At 55.5% G+C, this 22,742-nt stretch carries 16 protein-coding genes and 2 pseudogenes; 5 read left to right on the plus strand and 13 right to left on the minus strand.

Annotated features, from left to right (window positions below; all coding sequences use genetic code 11):
• Positions 1-271: 271 nt before the first annotated feature.
• The 6 genes from Abin_RS03875 to Abin_RS03905 form a co-directional block, all read right to left on the minus strand.
• Entirely contained in the window at positions 272-709 is a 438-nt protein-coding gene (locus Abin_RS03875) for a hypothetical protein (RefSeq protein WP_003618629.1), read from the minus strand.
• A complete protein-coding gene (locus Abin_RS03880) occupies positions 706-2,709 on the minus strand; it encodes a conjugal transfer protein TraG (protein ID WP_048845058.1) in 2,004 nt (667 codons plus the stop codon). Before Abin_RS03880 ends, Abin_RS03875 begins: the two co-directional genes overlap by 4 nt.
• Positions 2,710-3,412: 703 nt before the next feature.
• On the minus strand, positions 3,413-3,964 hold the full coding sequence (locus Abin_RS03890) for a hypothetical protein (RefSeq protein ID WP_048845059.1): 552 nt from the start codon (positions 3,962-3,964) through the stop codon (positions 3,413-3,415).
• Between the two features lie 75 nt (positions 3,965-4,039).
• Entirely contained in the window at positions 4,040-4,234 is a 195-nt protein-coding gene (locus tag Abin_RS03895; RefSeq protein ID WP_048845060.1) for a hypothetical protein, read from the minus strand.
• Between the two features lie 68 nt (positions 4,235-4,302).
• Positions 4,303-6,921, minus strand: coding sequence for an AAA family ATPase (locus Abin_RS03900; protein WP_255319415.1), 2,619 nt, complete (start codon positions 6,919-6,921; stop codon positions 4,303-4,305).
• A gap of 532 nt (positions 6,922-7,453) precedes the next feature.
• The gene (locus tag Abin_RS03905) at positions 7,454-8,386 is read right to left on the minus strand and encodes a hypothetical protein (protein WP_146867723.1); all 933 of its coding nucleotides are present in this window, start codon (positions 8,384-8,386) and stop codon (positions 7,454-7,456) included.
• Positions 8,387-9,078: 692 nt separating this feature from the next.
• On the opposite strand from Abin_RS03905, the gene Abin_RS03910 reads away from it, so the two are divergent.
• The gene (locus tag Abin_RS03910; RefSeq protein ID WP_048845062.1) at positions 9,079-9,798 is read left to right on the plus strand and encodes a DUF4365 domain-containing protein; all 720 of its coding nucleotides are present in this window, start codon (positions 9,079-9,081) and stop codon (positions 9,796-9,798) included.
• Positions 9,799-10,006: 208 nt separating this feature from the next.
• Here Abin_RS03910 and Abin_RS03915 read toward each other — a convergent pair.
• A pseudogene (locus Abin_RS03915) lies at positions 10,007-10,649 on the minus strand (SOS response-associated peptidase).
• Positions 10,650-10,662: 13 nt separating this feature from the next.
• Positions 10,663-12,765, minus strand: coding sequence for an ATP-dependent helicase (locus Abin_RS03920; RefSeq protein WP_048845063.1), 2,103 nt, complete (start codon positions 12,763-12,765; stop codon positions 10,663-10,665).
• 156 nt (positions 12,766-12,921) lie between these two features.
• Here Abin_RS03920 and Abin_RS03925 point away from each other — a divergent pair, with 156 nt between their 5' ends.
• From Abin_RS03925 to Abin_RS03940, 4 genes are read left to right on the plus strand one after another with little or no spacing between them, the layout of a single operon-like run.
• Positions 12,922-13,716 carry an ImuA family protein gene (locus tag Abin_RS03925; RefSeq protein WP_048845064.1) on the plus strand — a complete coding sequence of 265 codons (795 nt, stop codon included), beginning with the start codon at positions 12,922-12,924 and terminating at the stop codon, positions 13,714-13,716.
• Entirely contained in the window at positions 13,601-15,154 is a 1,554-nt protein-coding gene (locus Abin_RS03930) for a DNA polymerase Y family protein (RefSeq protein ID WP_255319416.1), read from the plus strand. The genes Abin_RS03925 and Abin_RS03930 overlap by 116 nt, the downstream gene beginning before the upstream one ends.
• On the plus strand, positions 15,151-18,324 hold the full coding sequence (locus Abin_RS03935) for an error-prone DNA polymerase (protein ID WP_048845065.1): 3,174 nt from the start codon (positions 15,151-15,153) through the stop codon (positions 18,322-18,324). Before Abin_RS03930 ends, Abin_RS03935 begins: the two co-directional genes overlap by 4 nt.
• Positions 18,325-18,340: 16 nt before the next feature.
• Positions 18,341-18,802 carry a hypothetical protein gene (locus Abin_RS03940; RefSeq protein ID WP_306309183.1) on the plus strand — a complete coding sequence of 154 codons (462 nt, stop codon included), beginning with the start codon at positions 18,341-18,343 and terminating at the stop codon, positions 18,800-18,802.
• 58 nt (positions 18,803-18,860) lie between these two features.
• Here the strand turns inward: Abin_RS03940 and Abin_RS03945 are convergent, their stop codons facing one another.
• From Abin_RS03945 to Abin_RS03960, 5 genes and pseudogenes are all read right to left on the minus strand, one after another.
• A complete protein-coding gene (locus Abin_RS03945; RefSeq protein ID WP_174766874.1) occupies positions 18,861-19,046 on the minus strand; it encodes a hypothetical protein in 186 nt (61 codons plus the stop codon).
• Positions 19,047-19,286: 240 nt separating this feature from the next.
• Positions 19,287-19,421, minus strand: a pseudogene (locus tag Abin_RS15770) (aminotransferase); the annotation flags it as partial.
• A 217-nt stretch (positions 19,422-19,638) separates the two neighbouring features.
• Positions 19,639-20,421, minus strand: a complete 783-nt coding sequence (locus tag Abin_RS03950) for an HNH endonuclease signature motif containing protein (protein WP_048845067.1) — start codon at positions 20,419-20,421, stop codon at positions 19,639-19,641.
• Between the two features lie 153 nt (positions 20,422-20,574).
• Positions 20,575-21,039 carry a hypothetical protein gene (locus tag Abin_RS03955; protein WP_146867745.1) on the minus strand — a complete coding sequence of 155 codons (465 nt, stop codon included), beginning with the start codon at positions 21,037-21,039 and terminating at the stop codon, positions 20,575-20,577.
• Positions 21,040-21,718: 679 nt separating this feature from the next.
• Positions 21,719-22,510 (minus strand): hypothetical protein, encoded by a 792-nt coding sequence (locus Abin_RS03960; RefSeq protein WP_048845069.1) that lies wholly within the window; start codon positions 22,508-22,510, stop codon positions 21,719-21,721.
• Positions 22,511-22,742: the final 232 nt, after the last annotated feature.

Here is a 22,742-nt window from a genome sequence, read left to right on the forward strand (position 1 = left end):
ATGAAAATCCCCGCTTTTTCAGAAACCTGAGACACAGATCACAGGCGCGGGAAGTATTAAGAAGGGGCCATTCCGCCAGTTTTCAACAGTGTTTCATCAAGCTGCGTAAAGGGGCGCAACGAGGCGTATAATTATCGGCGGGAAGCAGCATTCAGGCAGGTCCGACGCCATGAAAAGTCGGATCTGCCGTAATCCGAAGAGACATATCCCTGAGTCGTTTCAACCTCAGGCGTGCCTTCAAATTCAGACGTAAGCACAGACGCTGTTTCCGTTACGATGGATCTGGCTCCCCTCCGGCGGCATTGGACGGAAGAACATCTTCATGCAGGCGGCGGCCTGTCGCCAGACGCCTGCCGAGTGCTTCGATGAAGCCTTCATAACGCTCGGCCGCCTGCGCCCGTGCGGCAGCCGCCGAGCTTTCCGGCAACGCGGGCGTCATGATCATCCAGAAACGAATGAACTGGGCCAGTGTCTCGACGGTGATCCCGGTATCGCGCTCCAGCCGTGACAGGCGTTTATCGACACGGTCCAAACGTCGGGTCAGTGCGGCCTGCCCGGTCCCCTCTTCTGGCGAGAAAAAGACAGAGAGAGCCGTCTCGACCACGAGGGAACCGGACTGACGGCGGCGGGTTGCCATATCACTGACAGCTTTGAACAGATCAGGCTCGAGATAGACCGTCATCTGTTGCTTCTTGCGGGGGCGTTTCATGGTCCACCGATCTCCATGCCATCATCGCGGTCAATGGCAGCCAGCCGGGCGACTTTCTGCAAATCGAGAAAGTCCTGGTCCCACCGTGTGCCGCGCTGGCTGGCCTCGGGTGGTTTGGTCTGTTCGTGCTGTTCATCCGTCTCATTACGGGGTGGAATATCGCTGGGGTCGGCATCCGGAGTGCGTTTGTGACCCGCCCCCAGAGGTGTTTCATCTTCCTGCGTTGACTGTGTGGAAGCTGAGCCATGTCCGGCCGTTTCCGGCAAGGGGCGCAGGGTCCAGTCATCTGGATGCGTTGGTGTTGACACCGTTGCGTCACCTGATTTGGGCGGGGGCTGCAGCCGTTCCTTGAAGCGCGTATCGACGTAATAGCGTGCCTTCTTCGCCCGAACAGGTGGGGTGCCAGCCGCCATGACAATTTCATCGGTTGGTGGAAGCTGCATGATTTCACCGGGCGTCAGGAGCGGGCGCGCGCTTTCCTGCCGCGAGACCATCAGATGCCCCAGCCAGGGTGACAGGCGATGCCCGGCATAGTTTTTCTGGGACCGGATTTCAGTGGCGGTCCCCAGCGCATCAGAGACCCGTTTGGCGGTCCGTTCATCATTGGTGGCGAAGCTGACCCGCACATGGCAGTTATCGAGGATCGAGTTGTTCTGACCATAGGCTTTCTCGATCTGATTCAGGCTCTGGGCGATCAGGAAAGCCTTGATGCCATAGCCCCCCATGAACGCGAGGGCGCTTTCAAAGAAGTCGAGCCGTCCGAGTGCGGGAAATTCATCCAGCATCATCAGCAGGCGATGATTATGTTTATGCGCGTTCAGATCCTCGGTCAGCCTGCGCCCGATCTGGTTCAGCATCAGACGGATCAACGGTTTTGTACGACTGATATCCGAGGGTGGCACGCTGAGATAAAGCGTGGTGGGACAACGCCCTTTGACAATATCAGCAATCCGCCAGGCACAACGCGAGGTAACTTTCGCGACGACCGGATCGCGATACAGGCCTAGAAACGACATGGCGGTGGAGAGCACACCCGATCGTTCGTTGGGAGATTTGTTCAGCAGTTCACGGGCGGCGGATGCAACCACTGGATGCGGACCATCCTTGCCCAGATGCTTTGTCTGCATCATCGCAGCAAGCGTGGCTTCAATTGAGCGTTTCGGATCGGAAAGTAGGTTGGCAACACCGTAGAGGGTCTTGTCCTTCTCGGCATACAGAACATGCAGGATGGCGCCCACCAGCAGAGAGTGTGATGTTTTCTCCCAATGGTTCCGACGTTCAAGCGATCCTTCGGGATCGACAAGCACGTCCGCGACATTCTGGGCGTCGCGGACCTCCCACTCCCCCTGCCGGATTTCAAGCAGCGGGTTGTAGGGATCAGAAGCTGGGTTGGTTGGGTCGAACAGAATGACCCGGCTGAAACGCGCACGGAAACCCGCCGTAATCTGCCAGTTTTCACCCTTGATATCATGGACAATTGTTGATCCGGTCCATGTCAGAAGGGTGGGAATAACGAGCCCTACCCCTTTGCCAGACCGGGTCGGCGCAAAACAGAGGACATGTTCGGGACCATTATGACGGAGATAATCCCGCCCATACTGCCCAAGAATGACACCGTCAGGATCAAGCAGTCCGGATTGCTGCAATTCCTCACGACTGGCCCAACGCGCGCTTCCGTAGGTCGCCGCCCGTCTCACCTCACGGGCGCGTCGAACCGACAACGTGATGGCAGACGCCAATGCCAGCACACCACCACTTCCTGCAATCCACCCGCCCTGTTCGAAGATATCCGGGACGTACGCATCGTAGGCATACCACCACCAGAAGATCATCGGTGGCCAGTAAACGGGCCATCGATGCGCAAGAGTAAACCAAGGGAGGCCGAGTTGGGCCTGAAAGCCCAGTTTCCACGCCACCCACTGTGCCGCCCCCCACCAAGAAGCTACGATAATCAGAAAGGCGAGGCTTACCTGTCCCCATGAAATCTTTGTTCCGGACATGGCCACTTTCTCCCCACACAAAGGCAGGAGAAAAAGAAAAATCCGATTACCAGCTATTTTCAATGCTGATCATTACCTTTGCGTAGTCGGGCGCAAAAATTTCGGCGGGAAATAAATAGAATGATATCCCTGAACAGAAAGAACTCATCTGGCCCCCGGCTTCTTCTGAAGGAACGGTAAACGCAGATTGAATACTGATCATTACATTCCGGTCTTCGTGGAGAAATCAGCTAACTATGACGATTGGGGTCATATGGGCCTGCATCGACATATAGCTGATTACGGAAGAAGAAGTCCTTCAGGCTTCACCGATGGACGATCGAAATTGAGCGGGAATAGTCATGAACGCGAGCATTACGAATGGTTGCTTTCGCTTCCCCTATCGCGGTAACGGACTTTCTGTTGCTCTCCTTGATTGCCTGTCTGCTCGAAGAAGATGAAGAAGACAGGAGGATTCCTCCTACTTCCAGGATATTCATGCCAGTATCAGTGATGCCAGAAAGCGGTTATTCCGCTTGTTTGGGCACGTCCTCTGTAGTCACGTATCTGGCGCCTCCTTGAATCCGGGACCGTGCCGACAAGGAAGGTCCTACCGGCTGTCGTTCGGGAGCGAAATGTTGCAGGCCGACCAGTCGGTCCATCGCGACGTATACGACGTCAACACCCCCACGGGCATGGTAGGTTTCATGCCAGAATCCTGCACCTACCGACATCTCACGCATACGACACCGCCAGTCGGCATGTGGCTCACTGCGTGTAAAGCGCTCACCGTGGCGCGCAGCTTGTATGTCCCTTCGCATCGCCATTCGCGCTCGTGGACCCAGTTCACCCAATCGTCGTCGCGCTTTTCTAATCGAACGACACGCCACTGCTCGGCCTTAGGAATGCCGAGTAGTTGGACTTCCTCATCGGACAGATAAAGAACCGGCCGCAAGCCGCGCTTATAGCCGGACGCCTTCCCAATGACGATACCGTAAGGCTCGTACTGCGGCTCCGACGGCTTCGTATTTTCCGGCGTGAGCACATATTTGAGCGAGGCAAAGGGCACGTCCATGAAACAGGCTGCCTTCATGCCGCCGCGGATGTAACCGTCTTTGCCACTGCCCCAGATGCGACCGGTCTGCAGAATGCTTACAAGATTTTCGTAGGCGCTGTAGTCATCCTTGGGCTTCGTGTTCTTAGTCAGGTGGATCAGATACGGCGAAAGGTCGGGCCGCTTATTGAAAGGCAGATCATCGAAGGTCGGATAGCTCATGTAGGTTTCATTACACACTCGAGTGGGGTGAGCCAGCCTATCCTAGCACGACGGTGCGGAAGCGACTGGATCGCATCACGGAACGCCGAGTTTTCCCGATACGCCTTCGTTCTTCGATTTATCCCATTCGCCCTTGATGAAGACCGTCATGTGCTTCTCCAGCCGATCGGCCAGCCCCGCGTGCAGCGCTGTCCCAGACTTGCCCGCGGCCATGATGCCGTCGAGCACCTGGTGCACCGCGCGATCCGCATCACCAACCTCAGGTGGCAAAGTGCGGCCTTTTGGCTTTTCGGCGGGGGCCGCCCCTCCCTTACGTGGGGTGAACAGGCCTCTTCGTATTAGACAATGTGTTTTTGCCGTTCTTTTAGCAAACGGATCCAGGTGTTCAGATCTTGGACATGCTTTAGCAAGTCGGCCGGCGGCGGGCAGGCTGCATTGCGGCCTCGGGAAGGATCGTGAGCATCGGTGATGTCACAGCAGATCTTAAACCCTGCCTCCCAGGCAATTATGTCTGCTGGCTGCAGCACGACTACCTTCTTCAGTTCTTTAGCGTTGATGTAGTCGCGATGGCGATGAATCACGTTGCAAAACGCGACGTCTTCCAGTGCTCGCTCCCAAGTACTACGGAGTCGATTGTAAAATGTCGCGACAGCTGTAGCATAACCCTCGTCATCCTGAGCATCAAAGAGGTCACGGGCGGCGCGCGCCTCCTTCTCAAGGTTATCGATCCGCTCCAGAATTCTCTGCCCGACCCAGGGCAAACCCTCCCGGACGATACCAGCCCCTTGGGCAGACTGGATGAGCGAAACGTCTTTGTGCGGGACCGCAACTCGGGATGCTAGAGTCTGAAGATCGTTGAGGAACACGAGATCGTGAGTGAAAAGGATGATCTGCCGAGTTTGCGCCTCCTCGACCAAGCGTTCGGCAACTTTCTGGCGCCAGCGATGGTCGAGCGAAGATACGGGATCGTCGAACACTAACGTGGAAGGCCTGTCAGCCATAGCCAATTCCGTGAGGAATACGGCGAGTGCCACGCACGTCTGCTCGCCCTCGCTCAAGATTGAATGAACCTTTGCCTTCGCGTTCGCAAATAACCGGACTTGATATTGCGGTGACCCGAACCGGCCGCCGTTCCGTACAATGTCAACGCGCACGCGGCTCGCGGCAAGCTTCTGGATCTCTTCCTGGAAGCGGTCGCGCACGCGGGGCGTGATCACCTCATCGGCAATAGCGCTGCCGAGCCGTGTCACGGCATGCGTAGTGGTCTCGGTGATGCAGCGGTCAACGCGATCAAGATCATTCAGCCTGACGATCTCGGCGACAGCCTTGGGAAGGAGTGCGTTCAAGGCCTTGCGGTCGCGCAACTCGTCACACTCGGTTTCCAACCTCGCCCGTCCTTCGGCGCTGGCGGCAAGCGTCAATTCATCGGCGTATTCTCGGGCTCTGGCCGCGAGATCACGAAGCACGACTGACACTACGCCCGGCATAGGAGGCATAGTCGGTGCGGAACCATCCCTTGCGGCCGTTAGTCCGAGGGATCGCCGAACACGTGCCACTGCTAAAGAACGCCGCGTCAGCTTGGCTGCTTCCGGTGCGCGTATGCCAAGCTGACCCAGATGCTGGAAGGATGCGAAGCGCACGGTGGCAGCTGTGAGCCGGTCGACTGCCTTGTCGCGGGCAGCTTCTGCCTCCAGCGCGTGGCGCTCGGTATCGGTAGTGATGAACGCCTCGAAGGCAATCATCCTCGCCTGAGATTCTGGATTCAGAGGCTGCTGGCACAGCAAGCAGGCGGCGTCGTCCCCGACAACCGGAAATGCTTTCTCGGGGTAAGCTGCCTCCGTTGAATAGCGGCGCGCCGCCTCCCACAAAGCTCGCCAAGGACCTTCGCCAACACCCACTAGAAAGGCAGTGCTAAATGCGGCGTCAGCGGCCATTTGTGCGGCGGTCCGTTTGTCTCTTGCCTCAGTTATGGCTGTGAGAAGCGCCGCCATAGCATCATTGCTGGTCTCGGCCAGGATGACCTCGATATCTGTGGCGAAGCGATCTAGCGACGTGGCCCAAGCCCGTTCGATTGCTGCTGCCTTCACCGGGTCGCCGGCTAGGTCCTCCGATAGGCGCGCAAGTCGTTCGAGCTCCTCGCCGGACATCGTCGCCAGCGCCCGGAGAGGGGCCAAATCCGTATCGGCTCGGAGCGATCCCATGATGCGGCCCACCTTCGAGGTCTGGCTGAATGTGGGCATTTGAAAGACAGGGTCTCGGGCTTTATTCAGCCGATCTCGCTCGAGGGTCAGCTTCTCCTTCACCGCTAGGCACGCAGCCGCCAGCTCATCCGGGATATCAAGACCGAAGGGGCGGAAGAAGACCTCATTTTGGTCGCGGACGTGGACTGTGGCGGATTCGCGGTCAAAGACGCTGACGGCGCACAGGACTGGATGCGGTGTACCGTCGTCGGTCCATTGGACGGGCGGACAATCGACACCCTCATCCGCCCAAGCGATAGTCGCACTCGCAGCACCCACACCCCGCCCTTCGATCGCGTCCGGCAGGATCGGTGTGCTGAACCGCGCGCGGCAGGCGCGCTTCAGGATTCGTGCATAGCCCGACTTACCGACACCGTTGTCTCCGTAGATAATGGTGAGACCAGTGGGCGCGAAAGGAAGCGTCTGGTCGGACGCCAGACGGTTGGCCCTCTTCACGTTGCTTATCGACCGTAGGGAGACCGCGCCGCCGGCGGTGATGCGTGTCAATCGATCGGCTTCAGACAGCGGGACCGCCTCAAGGATAATGCCGGTTTTTCCTTGGCCCTTCAAGCAGAGCTGGAAAAGATCATCGACGTCGGAAGGTCCAACCCTGCCCTGAGTAACGATCCGCTTGAGGGCGTCCTGTTGCCATAGAGGCCTAGTGGGCGACCACTCCAGAATCATCTCGTAAGGCGACTTCGAGATCGTCGAAATCAAGTGCAACTCCCTGTGTCAGACCTAGTGACGCCCGCGTCGCCTTAAGATTCAGCGTGGCGTGAAATTAATTTCGAACGAAATTACATACAATGACAGACTTACTCCAGAACATCAGATCTTTATCTGTAAAACCGCACAATCGCTGGGGCTTGTAGCAAGGCTCCGAAGTGGCTTGTCAATCGAGAGCCAAGTCGGCTCGCGATGTGCCATCTGCTACAGAGCGAATAAAACGGATCTCAGTCCATATCGAACGTGCATTTTACCTTGGCAAAAAAATCTATGCGCCCCTCCCTTTTTGCGTTTGATCATCGCGATGAATCTTTATCTAGGAGCGCCCGAATGCCCTAAGCGGTATCCCTTCTCCTGGTTGCGCCGCAACTCGCCCTGTTCCGGCCGTTTACGGACCAGTTGGTGGGGAGGGGCGTCGCCCCAGAAAGTGTTATGCACCACAAGCGATTTCTCTGGAAAATAATAACCGGAAAAGCCTTTATTGCACCCAAAACGGGCATCTCGTTCATTACACTCCAGAAGATTAGACAATGTCTAGTAAGCATGAATTCTTGCTAATAACTGTCCTTACTCCCAACTCCCAACCCGTTATGCTTTCTGACGCATTTAGAGGGGACGAAATATCAAGAGAAGAAAGGTGTCTGTGCAAATGATTTGCGACGATATCTGCCATAAATATAAGTGGGTCGTCCCCGACACACTGACCTTTCTTCGAATCAAGAATTAATCCGATTCGAGACGGAATTTCCTCTATGTTTGTTTCTAATTTTATTTTTGCATCGAACTTTATAACCTCATTCGTGCTGATTTTTCTTTTTATAACATAGCAATCGCTTTCCCTAATTTCATGCAGATCTTTTATTATCTTTCCATATGCACGTCTCCACTTTGGGTCAATCTCATCAGAACAGATATCCGACCGCAGTCGCCCCAATTTATATAGAAAACTATTAATTTTAGCCAAAAGGGTAAGCATCGGTAACTCTAAAGTAAATTCGTTTCCTGGCCTTTCTATTCCAGGGATAGTAAGATCGCTCTCTTGGTTAATAAGAGCAGCTTTAACTCTATCTTCTTTATTTCTTTCATAAGCCAAACGTGTACGCCCACATCTTCTTGCGGCATAAATAATGATTAGCTTACGATTTTTGATAACATCAAATATACCGTTACGCGCCACTTCTGCAGCGACGCGCCATTGTTCTTGATCTGGAGCAAAGGCCGAAGTAACGTGCAATTTCTGACCGATGGGTGCAGCATCACTGAATATTTTATAATATGGCGCGACCAACCGCCTTACAAAGGAAATATCTTCTGCTGGGATAGGTAAAGCGCAAATAAGAGAGATTTTTTCATCATCCTGCGGCTTAAGATTTCGAACAAGTCCATTTATACCTGATTCGTCTATGAAACTTACAATGTCTGAAACGCACGAATAGTCTCCAGAGGCTTTCAACATTTTCAAATCACCCCTATGATAAGTTGGGACTAGAGGAAGGCGTTCATCTTTCCCAATTAGCATAATGTTAGTGAACTGCAATTGTCGGAAGAGAAAAAAGCTCGCCCGCTGAATAAGACGCCGGACGAGACCGAACGGGTAATGGCTACGGCCCCTCGTCACTGCAGGCAGTGCTGCGCATGGCCGTAGACCCGTTTGAACTGCATCGGGACTTGTAGATGATATCAGCTTCTTGAATGTTCATTCTGTAAAGCGGACAAACCTGAATCACCCCTGATCTGCTATTCCGCTCAGTAATACATAAGCAGACAGACGGCACTCGCCTTCATTCCGGCCATAAGTGCCAAGGAAAGCTTTTCGCATGGCGGACATAATAGTATTCATATTTATCACGATAGGGATTATATTCATAATTGTAATTATTATAATAAAGTAATTGGTATAGGAAGTATTATGGAATTTATTAAGAAGTTTTAATTAAACATATATTTAGATATGGAAAATAAAATATGTTTTTATTTTATAGTCTCGCATTCAATACATAGACATAGCAAAGATAGCATCAGTAGGATGCTATGGGATCAAACACGAGAGACAAATATCCTCTGTTCCCATAGGCACCTTATATAATTAAGGAGTAACTTATTTTTAATTATAATGATATTAGTTAAATCGATAAACGAAGAGGATTAATGATGAAGTTCACAGAAAAAAACAGAACAGATCAACAGGGGGTCTATTTTTTCTCCTATAAAATTACAAAAGAATTTGGTCACATTTGTCGTATTGCATCAGGAATCGATGTTGGAATCGATGCAACTATTGAAATAGTAACAGATATTGGAACGGCCACAGGCGCCTACATAGGAGTTCAAATAAAATCAACAATATCTCTTGAGGTAGATAGAACACCTATACATTATATTGATGAATCTCATAGAGCTTATTGGGAAAATCATAAATTACCGGTTATCTATACGGTTATAGACTGCATCAATGATCGTATATGGGTTAAAACAGTAACTAAAAATGATCTCATTGAGCTTAAAAAAAGTTGGAAATTACAGTTTGATGACTCTGACCTACTCGAAAGATGTGGGCAGACCCTATTCGCTAAACTTGCAAGGCCTTCTCCATCAGATCCAATAATGATTCAAATTAGTAAAATTAATCAGCTTATAAAAAATGGATACCGTGATAATTCGTACACCACCATTCCGACAGATGACGAAATTTGGGAAAAAATTTCTACAATTCAGAGAGATATACAAGTTATAAAAAAAGCTATGGATTTTGAGCCGCAGCGTTATGGATTTATGATACGAAGCGATCTGTCTAGTATAGAACTAGAAATTAATGAATACCGCAATGAAATAGCTTATAGAAATGCGACAGAAGGGAACGGTGGCTAGTATATTTACATATCTTTATTATTTCAGGCAGAAATTTTGTTAAATTCGCTCATTCAGGGCACGATCGACGATGAGATGAAATTATGAAATAATTCGGTTGAAGGGGGACTTAAGCAGTAGACCGCATTAAGATTTAACAGGGTTTATTATTGTGCTTTCTTATATTTCCTAACCGAAACAGGACTTACTGCTCCCCATCCCGCTGCATTCATTCCAAGGATGATGGCGACTCAACAACACGTACAATTACGCCGTCCGGCAGCGGCTGCTTGAGCGCCAAAGCCGCTGCTACCGGCACGTTTATCCACACATCCAATTTCATCTGGCTGCGTCAGAATCACCTGCATGGCTTTCGGATGGATCGCTTCAACTTCCCGGTTAGCCTCGGTGGTCAGAAACCCGAACAGGTCATCCCTCGTCTCGCTGTCGGCCAGTTTCCGCACCGACGTCCACCGGCATCAGATCCCGGCAAAGAAAGCCAACTGCTCACCGTCGCTCCGGACAAACCACGCAGGCCGTGATTTGCCATCAGGCAGACGCTCCAGTTCCGAGAACGCTGTCAGCGGCACCAGACAGCGATGCGCCACTCCTTCCCAGCGCTTCCACCATGCAGATCCCGGATTGCGGATATTGGTCACACCGCAATGGCCTTTCAGGTAACCGGGCGGTGTCAGCATGCCCCAGCGGGCCATGACCAGTTCACGACCGTTCGTGCCATTCCGCACGATTGGCGCCATCGTATTCGGGTAAATCTCGGGCAGCGGCTGGAGATTACCCGTGCGATCCTCAAGGACTTTCGCAATCTCGCGGATCGCCTGCGAGTTCGAGGTCATGGAATAGAGATTGCACATCGGCGTTGCTCCCTTACGACCACATGCCGCGCAGACGGGCCGCCATATCGATCCGCACGGACTTCACCGCATCCTGCCTTTCCTGCTCTTCCGGCTTCACGACTGGCCATGACACGGCTTCGAACAAAGGCAGCATGTCCCGGTCGATGAAGCGCGTCCGCGAGGCATAGACATGCCGGTCACCCCGGCTGTGCTGGCCATGCACATAGAAACGCTGCGGCACCATGATATCGAGACTGTCCTTCGCCCGCGTCATGGCCACATAGAGCAGACGACGTTCCTCCTCGATGTCGTCCTGCTCGCCCGTCGCCAGATCGGACGGAATGCACCCATCGACCACGTTCATGACGAACACGTTCTTCCACTCCTGCCCCTTGGCGGAATGAATGGTGGAGAGGATCAGATAGTCTTCATCCAGCAATGGCACGCCAGCCTGATCGGACGTGGCATCCGGCGGGTCCAGCGTCAGTTCGGTCAGGAACTTCTCGCGTGACGGATAGCCCCCGCCGATCTGCTCCAGCTGCACCAGATCGGCCAGACGGGTGGAGGCGTCCTCATGCAGCAGCTCCAGATGTGGTTCATACCAGTAGCGTACAGCCGCGATCTCGCCCGGCCAGCTGACCTGATGGCTGCCAAGAGTGGTCAGCAGGTTTACGAAACCCGTCCAGGCCTCGCCACTGCGCGGCGGGGTTTTCACATCCTTCAACGCCTCGAACGGATGGGCACTCTCGCCCATCGTATCCAGCACGCGTCGGGCCGAACCCGGCCCAACGCCCGGCAGAAGCTGCAAAACCCGAAAGCCCGCGATGCTGTCGCGCGGGTTCTGGGCAAAGCGCAATAACGCCAGCACATCTTTCACATGGGCGCTGTCGAGAAACTTCAGGCCACCGAATTTCACAAACGGAATATTGCGCCGGGTCAGTTCCACCTCCAGCGTGCCGCTGTGGTGCGACGCCCGGAACAGCACCGCCTGCTGCTTCATCGGTGTGCCGGCCTCACGCTCTTCCAACACCCGATCCGCGATATAGTTAGCCTGCGCCGTGTCGTCCCAGATGGTGACCAGTCGCGGCTTTTCCTTCGACGCCCGTTCGGTCCACAGATCCTTGGTGAACCGCTCTGTCGCCTCGCCGATCACGGCATTGGCGGCATCCAGAATGGGTTTCGTCGAGCGATAGTTCCGGTCCAGCGTCACTACATGGGCCGGGGGATCGAAGGACGCCGGAAAATCGAGGATGTTACGCACGGTCGCCGCCCGGAAGGCATAGATGCTCTGCGCGTCATCACCCACCACCGTCAGGCCTCGCCCGTCCGGCTTCATGCCCAGCAGGATATCCGCCTGCAGCCGGTTAGTGTCCTGATACTCGTCGACCAGCACATGATCCCACTTGCTACCGATATCGGCCGCCAGAACCGGGTCGCTGACCATCTGCGCCCAGCACAGCAGCAGGTCGTCGTAATCCAGCACGCCCTGCTCCTGCTTCGCCATGACATAACCGGCGAAGAGCTGTTTGAGCTGGGCTTCCCAGCCCGCGCACCACGGATAGTGCTTCAGCAATACATCGGCGAGCGGTGCGCCGGAATTCACCACGCGGGAATAGATGGCAAGACACGTGCCCTTGCCGGGAAACCGCTTTTCGGTTTTTGAAAACCCCAGATCATGGCGGACCAGATTCATCAGATCAGCGGAATCCTCACGGTCATGAATCGAGAAGGCAGGGTCCATACCGATCTGCTGGGCATACTCCCGCAGCAGCCGCGCACCGATGGAATGAAACGTCCCGGACCAAGCCAGCGCGTCAGCCAGAGGTCCGGCCTTGTCGCCGAGCACCGTTTTGCAGATGCGTTCCACCCGGCGCGTCATCTCCACACTGGCACGCCGGGAGAAGGTCAGCAGCAGGATACGACGCGGATCGGCGCCTGAGGTGATCAGATGCGCGACCCGATGGGCCAGTGTGTTGGTCTTGCCAGATCCGGCGCCAGCGATGACCAGCAGCGGGGATGAATCCGCCCCGCCCGGCGAGACTCCGGTCCCGTGTGTGACGGCCTGGCGCTGGGCGTCGTTCAGACGGGACAGATAATCGTCGCTGCCTGAAGCGGGAGAAGGTTCTGGATTCAATTCCTTAGCGCACTTTCATCAACGATACTGATCAAACATCGGACACCAGCATGCCGGATACGGAGCGAATTTGCATTGACTTGCGTAGCATGATTAGAACAAATCAGGAACATATAATCATGAAATACGCCTGCACAAGGACCGTCGAGCCGTGACATGACTGCTGAAATCCATAAAAAACCCGGTCTGGAGACGCTTCGGGCCGCAATCAGCCGTCTCGAAGGGCACAGCGACCGACGCCGGACGGTGCTGCCCTTTGGTGTGCGCGAGATAGACACCCGTCTGCCCGGTGGCGGTCTGGCGCTGGGCGCGTTGCACGAGGTGGCGGGCGGCGGGAATGATGCCCTGCACAGTGCGGCCGCCGGTCAGTTCTGCGCCGGGATTGCAGCCCGCACGCGCGGCAAGGTGCTGTGGATCGTCACCCGTCAGGACGTATTCGCTCCCTCCCTTAAACAGGTGGGGCTGTCGGCACGACGAACCATTTTTGTCGAGGCCAGTTCGGATGTCGATGTGCTGGCTTGTTTCGAGGAAGGACTGCGTCATGGCGGCCTGGGGGCCGTGGTCGCCGAGGTGGCGCGTCTGTCCATGACGGCCTCACGTCGCCTGCAACTGGCGGCTGAAACGTCTGGTTCGCTTGGCATCGCCATCCGACGCTGGCGACGGCAGACGGATGCGGCAGATTTCGGCCAGCCAACCGCCAGTGTGACACGCTGGCGGGTGTCCGTCCTGCCTTCCGGACCGTTGCCGGTTCCCGGTGTGGGCCGTCCCCGCTGGCTGCTGGAACTGATCCGCGCCCGGGCGGGCGAATGTGCCGATTTTGAAGTGGAGGCCTGTGATGCCAAAGGAAGGCTCGCCCCTTGTATCCCGGTCGCGGATCGTCTCGCTTTACCTGCCACTCTGGCCGACCGACCGGATCAGGAAAAGACTTGGGCCAGACGCGCCCGCGCCTGAAACGCCGCTGGCGCTGGCGGGGCGTGAAGGACGACGTCGGGTTGTCCTGTCGGTCGATCTTGCCGCCCGGAAGCTGGGGCTGCGCCCAGGCACGCCGGTCGCCAAGGCTCAGGCGCTGTATCCCGATCTGGTGCTGATGGACGCTGATCCCGAAGGCGACCGGCTCGGACTGGAAAAACTTGCCCTGTGGTTTCAGCACCGGATCGCGCCCATTGTAGCGGTCGATGCACCAGACGGACTGGTTCTGGACACGACGGGGGCGGATCACCTGCATGGTGGCGAACTTCCCATGCTCAAGGATATGGTGCATCGCATGGCGGGAGCCGGGTTCCGGGCAAAGGCCGTGGTGGCGGACACCTGGGGCGCTGCCCACGCACTGGCCCGCTATGGCCGGGCACCGATTGCCGTCATGCCACCGGGTAACACCGCTTCTGTATTGGCCGATCTTCCCCTTGAAGCACTTCGCCTGCCCTCCCCTATCATTGAGGGTCTGGCCACGCTGGGCGTATCCCGCATCGGACCACTGGCCGCCATGCCCCGCGCACCGCTGGCCTTGCGGTTTGGCCCCGACATCGCCCGCAGGCTGGATCAGACGTTCGGGCGTATGGGTGAAGCCATCGTGCCAGTCCGCCCGGTTGATCCGGTCGAGGTCAGCCGTAATTTTGCCGAGCCGATCGGGGCCGCCGAAACCATCGCCAAATACATCGGCAAGCTGGTGCCGCTGCTCTGCCAGGGACTGGACGAACGTGGACAGGGCGTGCGCCGCCTCGACCTGCTGCTGCATCGGGTGGACAGCCGCACCGAGGCGATCCGCGTGGCGACCGCCATGCCGGTGCGTGACGTCACACGCCTGACGCGACTGCTGTGCGAGAAAATCGAGACCATCGATCCGGGGTTCGGGATAGAGCGGATGGTGCTGATCGCCTCTCTGGCGGAACCCATGGACCGACGGCAGACGGTCTCCTCCCTCATCGCCGAAGAAGAGACCGATGTGTCCGACCTGATCGACACACTGGCCAACCGTGTCGGCATGCAGGCGCTGTATCGCTTTGCCCCCGTGGAAAGCGATCTGCCCGAACGCTCCTTCTGCCGCGTGCCTGCCCTGGCCCCCGAGGAGACAAAGAACTGGCCGGAGCACTGGCCGCGTCCGACACGCCTGCTGGCACGACCGGAACCGGTGCAGGCCATGGCGGAACTGCCGGACCAGCCGCCGCTGTTCTTCATCTGGCGGGGTGTGCGGCGGAAAGTGAAATGCGCCGATGGGCCGGAGCGTGTCTTCGGCGAATGGTGGAAGAATGACGCCGAACTGACCATTGCCCGCGATTACTTCCGGGTAGAGGACACCAGCGGCGAGCGCTTCTGGCTTTACCGTGCCGGTGATGGTGAGCATGGCGAGACGGGCTCGCAGGGCTGGTTTCTGCACGGGATCTTCGGATGAGCATCTCGGCACCGTGCTATGCCGAACTGCAGGTGACGACCTATTTCTCGTTCCTGCGCGGGGCGTCTTCCCCGATCGAACTGTTTGCGCAGGCAAAGGCCCTTGGCATCGAAGCACTGGGCATCTGTGACCGCAATTCCCTGGCCGGGATAGTGCAGGCCCATGTCGCGGCAAAAGAGGTCGGGCTCCGCCTTGTTGTGGGATGCCGTCTCGATCTGGCGGATTTCCCGCCTATGCTGGTCTACCCGATGGACCGGGCTGCCTATGGCCGCCTTTGCCGCCTGCTGAGCCTCGGCAAGGCCCGTGCCGGGAAAGGAAAATGCCATCTGCTCTGGGAAGATCTGGTGGCCTGGGGCGCGGGCCTGATCGTTGTCATGATCCCCGACACGGCGGATGATGCCTGCGCGCTGCATCTGCGCAAGCTGAAGGACGTCTTTGCCGACAGGGCCTACATGGCGCTCACCCTCCTGCGCCGTCCCAATGACCAGATGCGGTTGTATGAGCTTGCCAACCTGGCACATCAGGCGCAAGTGCCGACCGTCGTGACCAATGACGTGTTGTTCCACACCCATGACCGACGCATCCTGCAGGATGTCGTGACATGCATCCGGCACAACACCACGATCGACGAGGCCGGGTTCGTCCGCGAACGTCATGCCGACCGTTATCTCAAACCACCACAGGAGATGGGTCGACTGTTCGTGCGTTACCCCGAATCGGTCGCCCGCACCATACAGATCGTGGAGCGCTGCCGTTTCTCGCTCGATGATCTGGCCTACCAGTATCCTGATGAAGTGTCCGTGCCCAGCCAGACGCCCCAGCAGGCGCTGGAAATGCTGACCTGGGAAGCTGCGTCACGTACCTATCCAGAAGGCATTCCGGATGAGGTCTGCCAGAGCCTGAACCACGAACTCAGCCTGATCGGACGGATGGAATATGCGCCGTACTTCCTGACCGTGAACAGCATTGTCCACTATGCACGCAGTCAGGATATTCTCTGCCAGGGCCGTGGCTCGGCGGCCAATTCTGCTGTCTGCTACGTGCTGGGCATCACTGCCATTGATCCGGCTCGTAATTCCCTCCTGTTCGAGCGCTTCGTCTCCGAGGAACGGGGCGAGCCGCCAGATATCGACGTGGATTTCGAGCACGCGCGACGCGAGCAGGTTATCCAGTGGGTCTATGAGCATTACGGGCGTGACCGGGCAGCCCTGACAGCCGTGGTGATCCGCTATCGCGCCAAGGGAGCCTTACGCAATGTCGGCAAGGTGATGGGACTGCCCGAAGACCTGATCCGCACACTCTCGGGCCAGATTCACGGCTGGGGGCGCAAGCTGGACGATGACGCCCTGCATGACTGCGGTATTGATCTGTCCGACCGACGTGTTCGCCTGACGCTGGATCTGGCCCGCTGCCTGATCGGCGTCCCCCGTCACCTCTCACAACATCCCGGCGGTTTTGTGCTCACACATGATCGGCTGGATGAACTGGTGCCCATTGAGCCTGCGTCGATGGAGCAGCGCCAGATCATTGAATGGGACAAGGACGATATCGACGTCCTGAAATTTATGAAGGTCGATATTCTGGCCCTCGGCATGCTGACCTGCATGAAAAAAGGGCTCGACCTGCTGGCGGAACAAAAGGGCCAGCACTTCACGCTTCAGAGCATTCCGGCCGAGGATCCGCGCACCTACGCCATGATCCGCAAGGCCGATACGATCGGTGTGTTCCAGATTGAGAGCCGCGCCCAGATGTCCATGCTGCCACGGCTCAAACCGCGCGTCTTTTATGACCTCGTCATTGAAGTGGCGATCGTAAGGCCAGGCCCCATACAAGGTGATATGGTGCATCCCTATCTGCGTCGCCGTGAGGGCCTTGAGCCCGAAGACTATCCGACACCTGAACTGGAAGCGGTTCTGAGTAAAACACTTGGCATCCCGCTGTTTCAGGAACAGGCGATGCAGGTCGCCATGATCTGTGCCGGATTTACCGCCGCCGAGGCCGATCAGTTGCGTCGGGCCATGGCGACGTTCAAGAACACTGGTACCGTCTCGCAGTTCCAGAGACGGCTGATCGAAGGCATGCGCGCCAACGGTTATCCTGAAGAATTTGCAGAACGGATCTATCAGCAGCTCGAAGGCTTTGGCTCCTACGGATTTCCCGAGAGCCATGCGGCCAGTTTCGCCATTCTCGCCTATTCGTCGTCCTGGATGAAATGCACCCATCCGGACGTATTTCTGGCGTCACTCCTGAATTCCCAGCCGATGGGGTTCTATGCGCCAGCGCAACTGGTCCGCGATGCGCGGGAGCACGGTGTGGAAATCCGGCCCGTTTGCGCCAATACCTCACGCTGGGACAGCACACTGGAAGGACCGGAAAGCCCCAACGGAATGTTCGCCGTGCGGCTGGGCATGAATCTGGTCAAGGGGCTGGCCAATGACGATGCCGCCCGGATTGTTGCCGCACGAGCGTCAGGCCCGTTTACCTCGGTCGATAACCTATGGCGTCGGGCTGGGGTGAAAGCAGCAGCTTTGAACCATCTGGCCGAGGCTGACGCGTTCCGCCCTTCGCTTGGGCTGGCACGGCGCGAGGCGCTCTGGGCGATTAAGGCCTTACGGGACGAACCGCTGCCCCTGTTTGCTGCTGCGGAAGTAACGCGAGAAGCGGAGGAGCCGGATGTGTTGCTCCAGCCCATGCGGGATGGCGCCGAGGTGGTGCGGGACTATAATCGGCTTGGCCTGACCCTGCGGGATCATCCCGTTACTTTTCTGCGCAAGGATCTTCGGGCGCTAGACATCATATCCTGTCGGCAGGCCCTGAATGCCAAGGACGGGAAGCGTCTCACCGTGGCGGGGCTGGTTCTGGTCCGGCAGCGACCAGGATCGGCGGAAGGCGTAGTATTCCTAACACTGGAGGATGAGACGGCCAACATGAACGTCATCATCTGGCCGGACATGTTTGATGCGAACCGGCGCGTCGTACTTGGTGGCCAGATGCTTGCCGTGAAAGGCATGCTCCAGAAAGAAGGTGAGGTCGTACATCTGGTGGCGAAGGAGATCACCGACCTCTCCGGCCTACTCGCGGACGTCGGAAACCGGTCTTCCACAGGCATACGATGCGGCAGAGTGCCTGGCGATGAGCACATATCTATCAAAGCTCGCAATTTCCACTGAACAGAGGCCCTCTGGAATGTCCACATCATCACCTGGCAATGATAAGGTCTTGATAGACGTCTTTGATTATTTCCTCCCCCGTTACAATTTTTTCGAACGTCACGCGATAACCATTCACGGTCAGCCTTCTGATATTCTTGATGCCATCGCAGACTATCGGGTTCAGGGTGATCCGCTTATACGCCAGGTCATCTCCCTACGAGAACTTCCAGGGCGATTGTTAAAGCACCTGTCAGCCCCACCACTGGATCTGGATGATTTTACCCTTCTGGCCCGTACGGAACACACACTTGCCTATGGTCTGGCGGGAGCATTCTGGCGTGCTGATTATGGACTTTGCTCCCTTCCCTCTCCCGATGCTTTCATAGCCACAAAACAGGGAGATATCTGTAAACTGGTTCTTGGCTTTACTGTCGCGCCCATCAGCAGGAGCAGGTGTCGCCTCATAACCAAAAACACGTGTTCTCTGCCTCAGTGACAAGGCCAGACGATGCTTTACGCCTTACTGGTTTCTGATCCGTCCCGTCAGCGGACTGCTACGCCGTCGCATGCTCTGGAATATTCGCCGGGTTATAGAGCAGAACTAAAGAAATCATATCCAGGCTTTCAGCCTGCCTTACCATTTTCAGAGCAGTTTCATCATACCCGTCGGAAGTCTTTGTCCTTACTGATGTAAAAATAACAGAGTAATAAGGCGGATCGGGTGTTTCAACGATACTCATAAAGCACCCGTCCTTTCCCATACAAGCAGAGAGAACCTGTCCAGAAACGTCTTAATTCTTTCACGATTTTGAGGATCAGACAGCACTTCGGATATTTGATCGGGCGTCAAGTTCATGAGACTGAACCGGAGAAAAAGATCATAAGAGAATTTTCTGCTGATTGTGCCGAATACAGTGCGCAAATCGACAAGCATGTCGTCTCCCCGATGCGAAGCATGCATCAGGGCAATCTGACAACTAGGAATAGCCATGCCCGTCGGGTCGACCTGCAACCTCAACGAGCTTTTCAATGACGTGCTCGGGCGGTGGCAGGTCAGGATTGCCCATACCGAGGTCGACGACGTCTTCACCGACCGCGCGTGCTGCGGCTCGCATCGCATTAGCAAACACATAGGGTGTTTCCGCAACTGGGCGGCAGATAAGCAAGCACGATAATCGCCATAAGTGGCAGGGACCATGAAATGAACTGCCTGCCCCTGAGACGGAGGGAGACGGTCGCACCTTCCGCGTAACCTAGGCCGCAGACAAGAATGGCGGCGACCTGCCTTACATTCAGGCAATCGCACCCAACAAGTGCAATAAGCCGTCCAGCTTATTTTCTGTGTTTACGAAGATACTCTTCGAAACTCGAAAAGAGCGGTTGTCCCCTCGTCGCATTGACCTTACCGAGGCTTGTCTTTCTGATCCGCGTCTCGAGATAGAGACACAGTTCTGCGAAACGAGTGAGGCTCACAAGCTCCCACTGAGCCCCGAACTCCCGCTTGATGGAGGTGTAGATAATCGCCGGCTTGAAAGGTGTGGATCGGCCGGGGCCGGCCTTCGCAAACTGTATGTAGCGATCGATTAAATATTTGACATAACCCCGTTTATCACCATCAGCTCCGATCGATCCGGCGGGCGGAAGGATCTTTGTTTTGTTACTCATCGTCTTGAGGATGAGCGTCCCCGTCTGCACAGCACCGGGGCTGTTGATCGCGATATTGCCTTTGTTCTCGGTGATTATGGTATTGCCAAGTTTTGCAAGCAAAGCAGCAGCGAAGAACGCGTCTTCGGGACGCTCGGGCTCGCGACTTGCTGCTTCGGCCCGCGCTTTCATGTCGAGCAGCACCTCGACCGAAAATGCCTCCGGCTGAGCATCAATGGTCCTGTGATGCGTTGGGCAAAGCAGCAGCAGATTGTCATAGCCCTGCCGCTCTGCCTCGTTTTGGTGCGCATCGTAACGCTCCCCGCCTGGATTGCGGGCTTTGATGTGGCAGATCTCGCCGATAATCGCTCCATTCTTGCCCACGATTGGCGTCGGACACCCCGGAAAAGCGCAACGTCCCCCCGTCTGCGCGAAGAGCCGTTTTATCGTCGGGAGAGATGGCTTACTCATTGAATGCCCGGTGTCTTAATGGGACTTTACCACGAAGGTCGCACGTTCTCAGCAGAACCTTTCTCCATGGCGGACATAATAAGCCTGTTTCGTCAGTCATCCTTACCTCCATGTCCGATCCGTACGCACATCAAAATGCGATTGAACTTGCCCTCAACATACCCAACGCGAACCACACGCGACCTGAATTACTTCTATGTAGAACTGGATCCGCCGATTGGCCTCCCAAATGGGGACGCCCTTCGGATCATGGCCGCAAGTGATGTACGATAGCAGCCGCCGGTAACTTTCCCAGAAACCGTCCCTGTCGCTCAATTGCTTTGGCCCCTGCCACAAAGCGCTAGCCTTTGATTGGCGCGGCCACACCGGGGATGGTCTAACCCAGTTCATCGACTGCTTCGTGGATTGACGCAGGACGAAGCGTGGATAGATAGGCTGACCGAACAAAATGCGCAACGGTTCACATAGCCAGTTTTCAGCAAACGGAGGGAAAAGTATGTTGCTCGCAGGCGCAAGCATGATCAGTAAGTCGGCGTCATCGTCGAACACGAGATGCAACTCGGCTCCATCGATTGTCAACGCCTTCTCGCGCATGTTCCTGTCGCCGGTCGCATCCATGAAACGTCGAAGCACCAAGCCAGCGCGGGAGGCGTTCGGTAAGGTAAACGCGACCTTAGTCCCCTCTTCAAAATCTCCGTCATCTAGGAACGAAAGTGAGTCATCTCCCCGTTGAAGGTCGATGTTCTACCGTCATCCGTGAGGCGGATACTGGGTCTCATCCAACCGCCTAAAAGCGACAGCCCGGAAGACGTCGTCAGATCCAATCTCTCCCGGAGTGTGCCATCATAGGGGACTGCATCGATCCAGCAGAGCGATCGGAGGGCATGACCGATATCTGCTGGCGTACCACGCAGCGAGTATTTGAAGCTCGTGGAACTCGATATGGTAAGATCACCTTCGCCGACCACGATCGGTGGTTCATAGTCAGCCGCAATTAGGTGCATTATTGGGCACGGTATGACCGTTACCAATGTGGATAATTGAGTCAATCGTTCTTCAATGGTTATACCCCAACATGTAGGTATCAGTATATCAATGGAAGATAGTTTCACAGAAAAGCCGCGAACGCCCGCATTACTCGCATAATCGCGGTGCTCCAATCTGGATAAGCATTTTTCCGGAACCCCAACTATGTGCGCTAAAACAGAAACAGTGAAAACTTTCTAAAATACAAGGTGGTCAGAAACGTGTATCTCTCTGAGGAACCACGGTTTCTGACCACCTGCATTTACACCGGTTACTGTTTAGACCACCAGCGTTCATAAGCGTTTCGCTGTGCTTTCCAGCCCGCTTTTTTTAACGTAGTGTTCAACATGCGAAGTTCTAGCGTTCCCGGCGGCCAGGAGCGTCCCAGAAAGTCTTCCACGATCCGTTTTGACGTCACGTGCCCCTCATTCAAAGCCACCCATTTTTCAAAAACATCAAAATCGAAATCCAGACTCTCTCCTTCGGAAGATAAAATCAGCACATTTTTTCCACCGCCACCAAATAATAATCTGCAGACTGCATCTTTAGGAGATATTTCCGAACTGACTACAGTATTACTTTCTGGCGCTCTGAGTTCACGCTCCGCTGCTACAAAGCAGCGCGATATTACTGCTCTATTTTTTCCACAAAAGAAATCATTCGGGATATATGTCTGCCAATCACGATTTTCCTTCCTGTACCATTCTCGATCAATCGGATTTCTTATTTCCATTTTACCGTCGTCTACTGATATTCTCTGGTTTTCATACGCCCAGCGACTTATGGCCTGCGTTGAATAATCCTCAAAAGGAGGCCGCTCTCCCTCATAAGAGGGATCCATCCGAGCACTATGCTCGATTTCTTTCCATGCCTCATCAACCGTCAGAGAACCTCGGACCACAGCCGGATAAATTTTCGACAAAGTGTCAGGGCTAACTTCCTGCCACTCGCAGATCAGGATGTTCCACATCTGGATTCTTCCCTCTGGATAAGTAATCCGCGTGTGATCACACAGCCAGGCCAGCCGCTGACGACCGGGATAATAAGTTGTTCTGTTGTTCATAGTGATGTTCCTTTGTTGTTTGTCGCGGTCTGAAACAACAAAGGAAGGCGGCCCTGTAGGCCACGGTATGGCGCGGACGCGCAGCATCGCCCTGCCCTCTTTCGAAGGTCGAGACGTGTTTAAGTATCTGATAAGCCAGTATTTCATGGCTATCAGACGTCGATTTGTAGGGATTTATGATGGAAGTGGTTGCGGGGATAGGATTTGAACCTATGACCTTCAGGTTATGAGC

Origin of the sequence: Acetobacter indonesiensis, assembly GCF_000963945.1 — a bacterium.
Lineage (GTDB): Bacteria > Pseudomonadota > Alphaproteobacteria > Acetobacterales > Acetobacteraceae > Acetobacter > Acetobacter indonesiensis.

Excerpts from the sequence above, each read along its gene's own strand:
- Abin_RS03875 (WP_003618629.1), bottom strand. The coding sequence starts at position 709 with ATGAAACGCCCCCGCAAGAAGCAACAGATGACGGTCTATCTCGAGCCT.
- Abin_RS03880 (WP_048845058.1), bottom strand. The coding sequence starts at position 2,709 with ATGTCCGGAACAAAGATTTCATGGGGACAGGTAAGCCTCGCCTTTCTG.
- Abin_RS03890 (WP_048845059.1), bottom strand. The coding sequence starts at position 3,964 with ATGAGCTATCCGACCTTCGATGATCTGCCTTTCAATAAGCGGCCCGAC.
- Abin_RS03905 (WP_146867723.1), bottom strand. The coding sequence starts at position 8,386 with ATGTTGAAAGCCTCTGGAGACTATTCGTGCGTTTCAGACATTGTAAGT.
- Abin_RS03910 (WP_048845062.1), top strand. The coding sequence starts at position 9,079 with ATGATGAAGTTCACAGAAAAAAACAGAACAGATCAACAGGGGGTCTAT.
- Abin_RS03925 (WP_048845064.1), top strand. The coding sequence starts at position 12,922 with ATGACTGCTGAAATCCATAAAAAACCCGGTCTGGAGACGCTTCGGGCC.
- Abin_RS03930 (WP_255319416.1), top strand. The coding sequence starts at position 13,601 with ATGCCAAAGGAAGGCTCGCCCCTTGTATCCCGGTCGCGGATCGTCTCG.
- Abin_RS03935 (WP_048845065.1), top strand. The coding sequence starts at position 15,151 with ATGAGCATCTCGGCACCGTGCTATGCCGAACTGCAGGTGACGACCTAT.
- Abin_RS03940 (WP_306309183.1), top strand. The coding sequence starts at position 18,341 with ATGTCCACATCATCACCTGGCAATGATAAGGTCTTGATAGACGTCTTT.
- Abin_RS03945 (WP_174766874.1), bottom strand. The coding sequence starts at position 19,046 with ATGAGTATCGTTGAAACACCCGATCCGCCTTATTACTCTGTTATTTTT.
- Abin_RS03950 (WP_048845067.1), bottom strand. The coding sequence starts at position 20,421 with ATGAGTAAGCCATCTCTCCCGACGATAAAACGGCTCTTCGCGCAGACG.
- Abin_RS03955 (WP_146867745.1), bottom strand. The coding sequence starts at position 21,039 with ATGGATGCGACCGGCGACAGGAACATGCGCGAGAAGGCGTTGACAATC.
- Abin_RS03960 (WP_048845069.1), bottom strand. The coding sequence starts at position 22,510 with ATGAACAACAGAACAACTTATTATCCCGGTCGTCAGCGGCTGGCCTGG.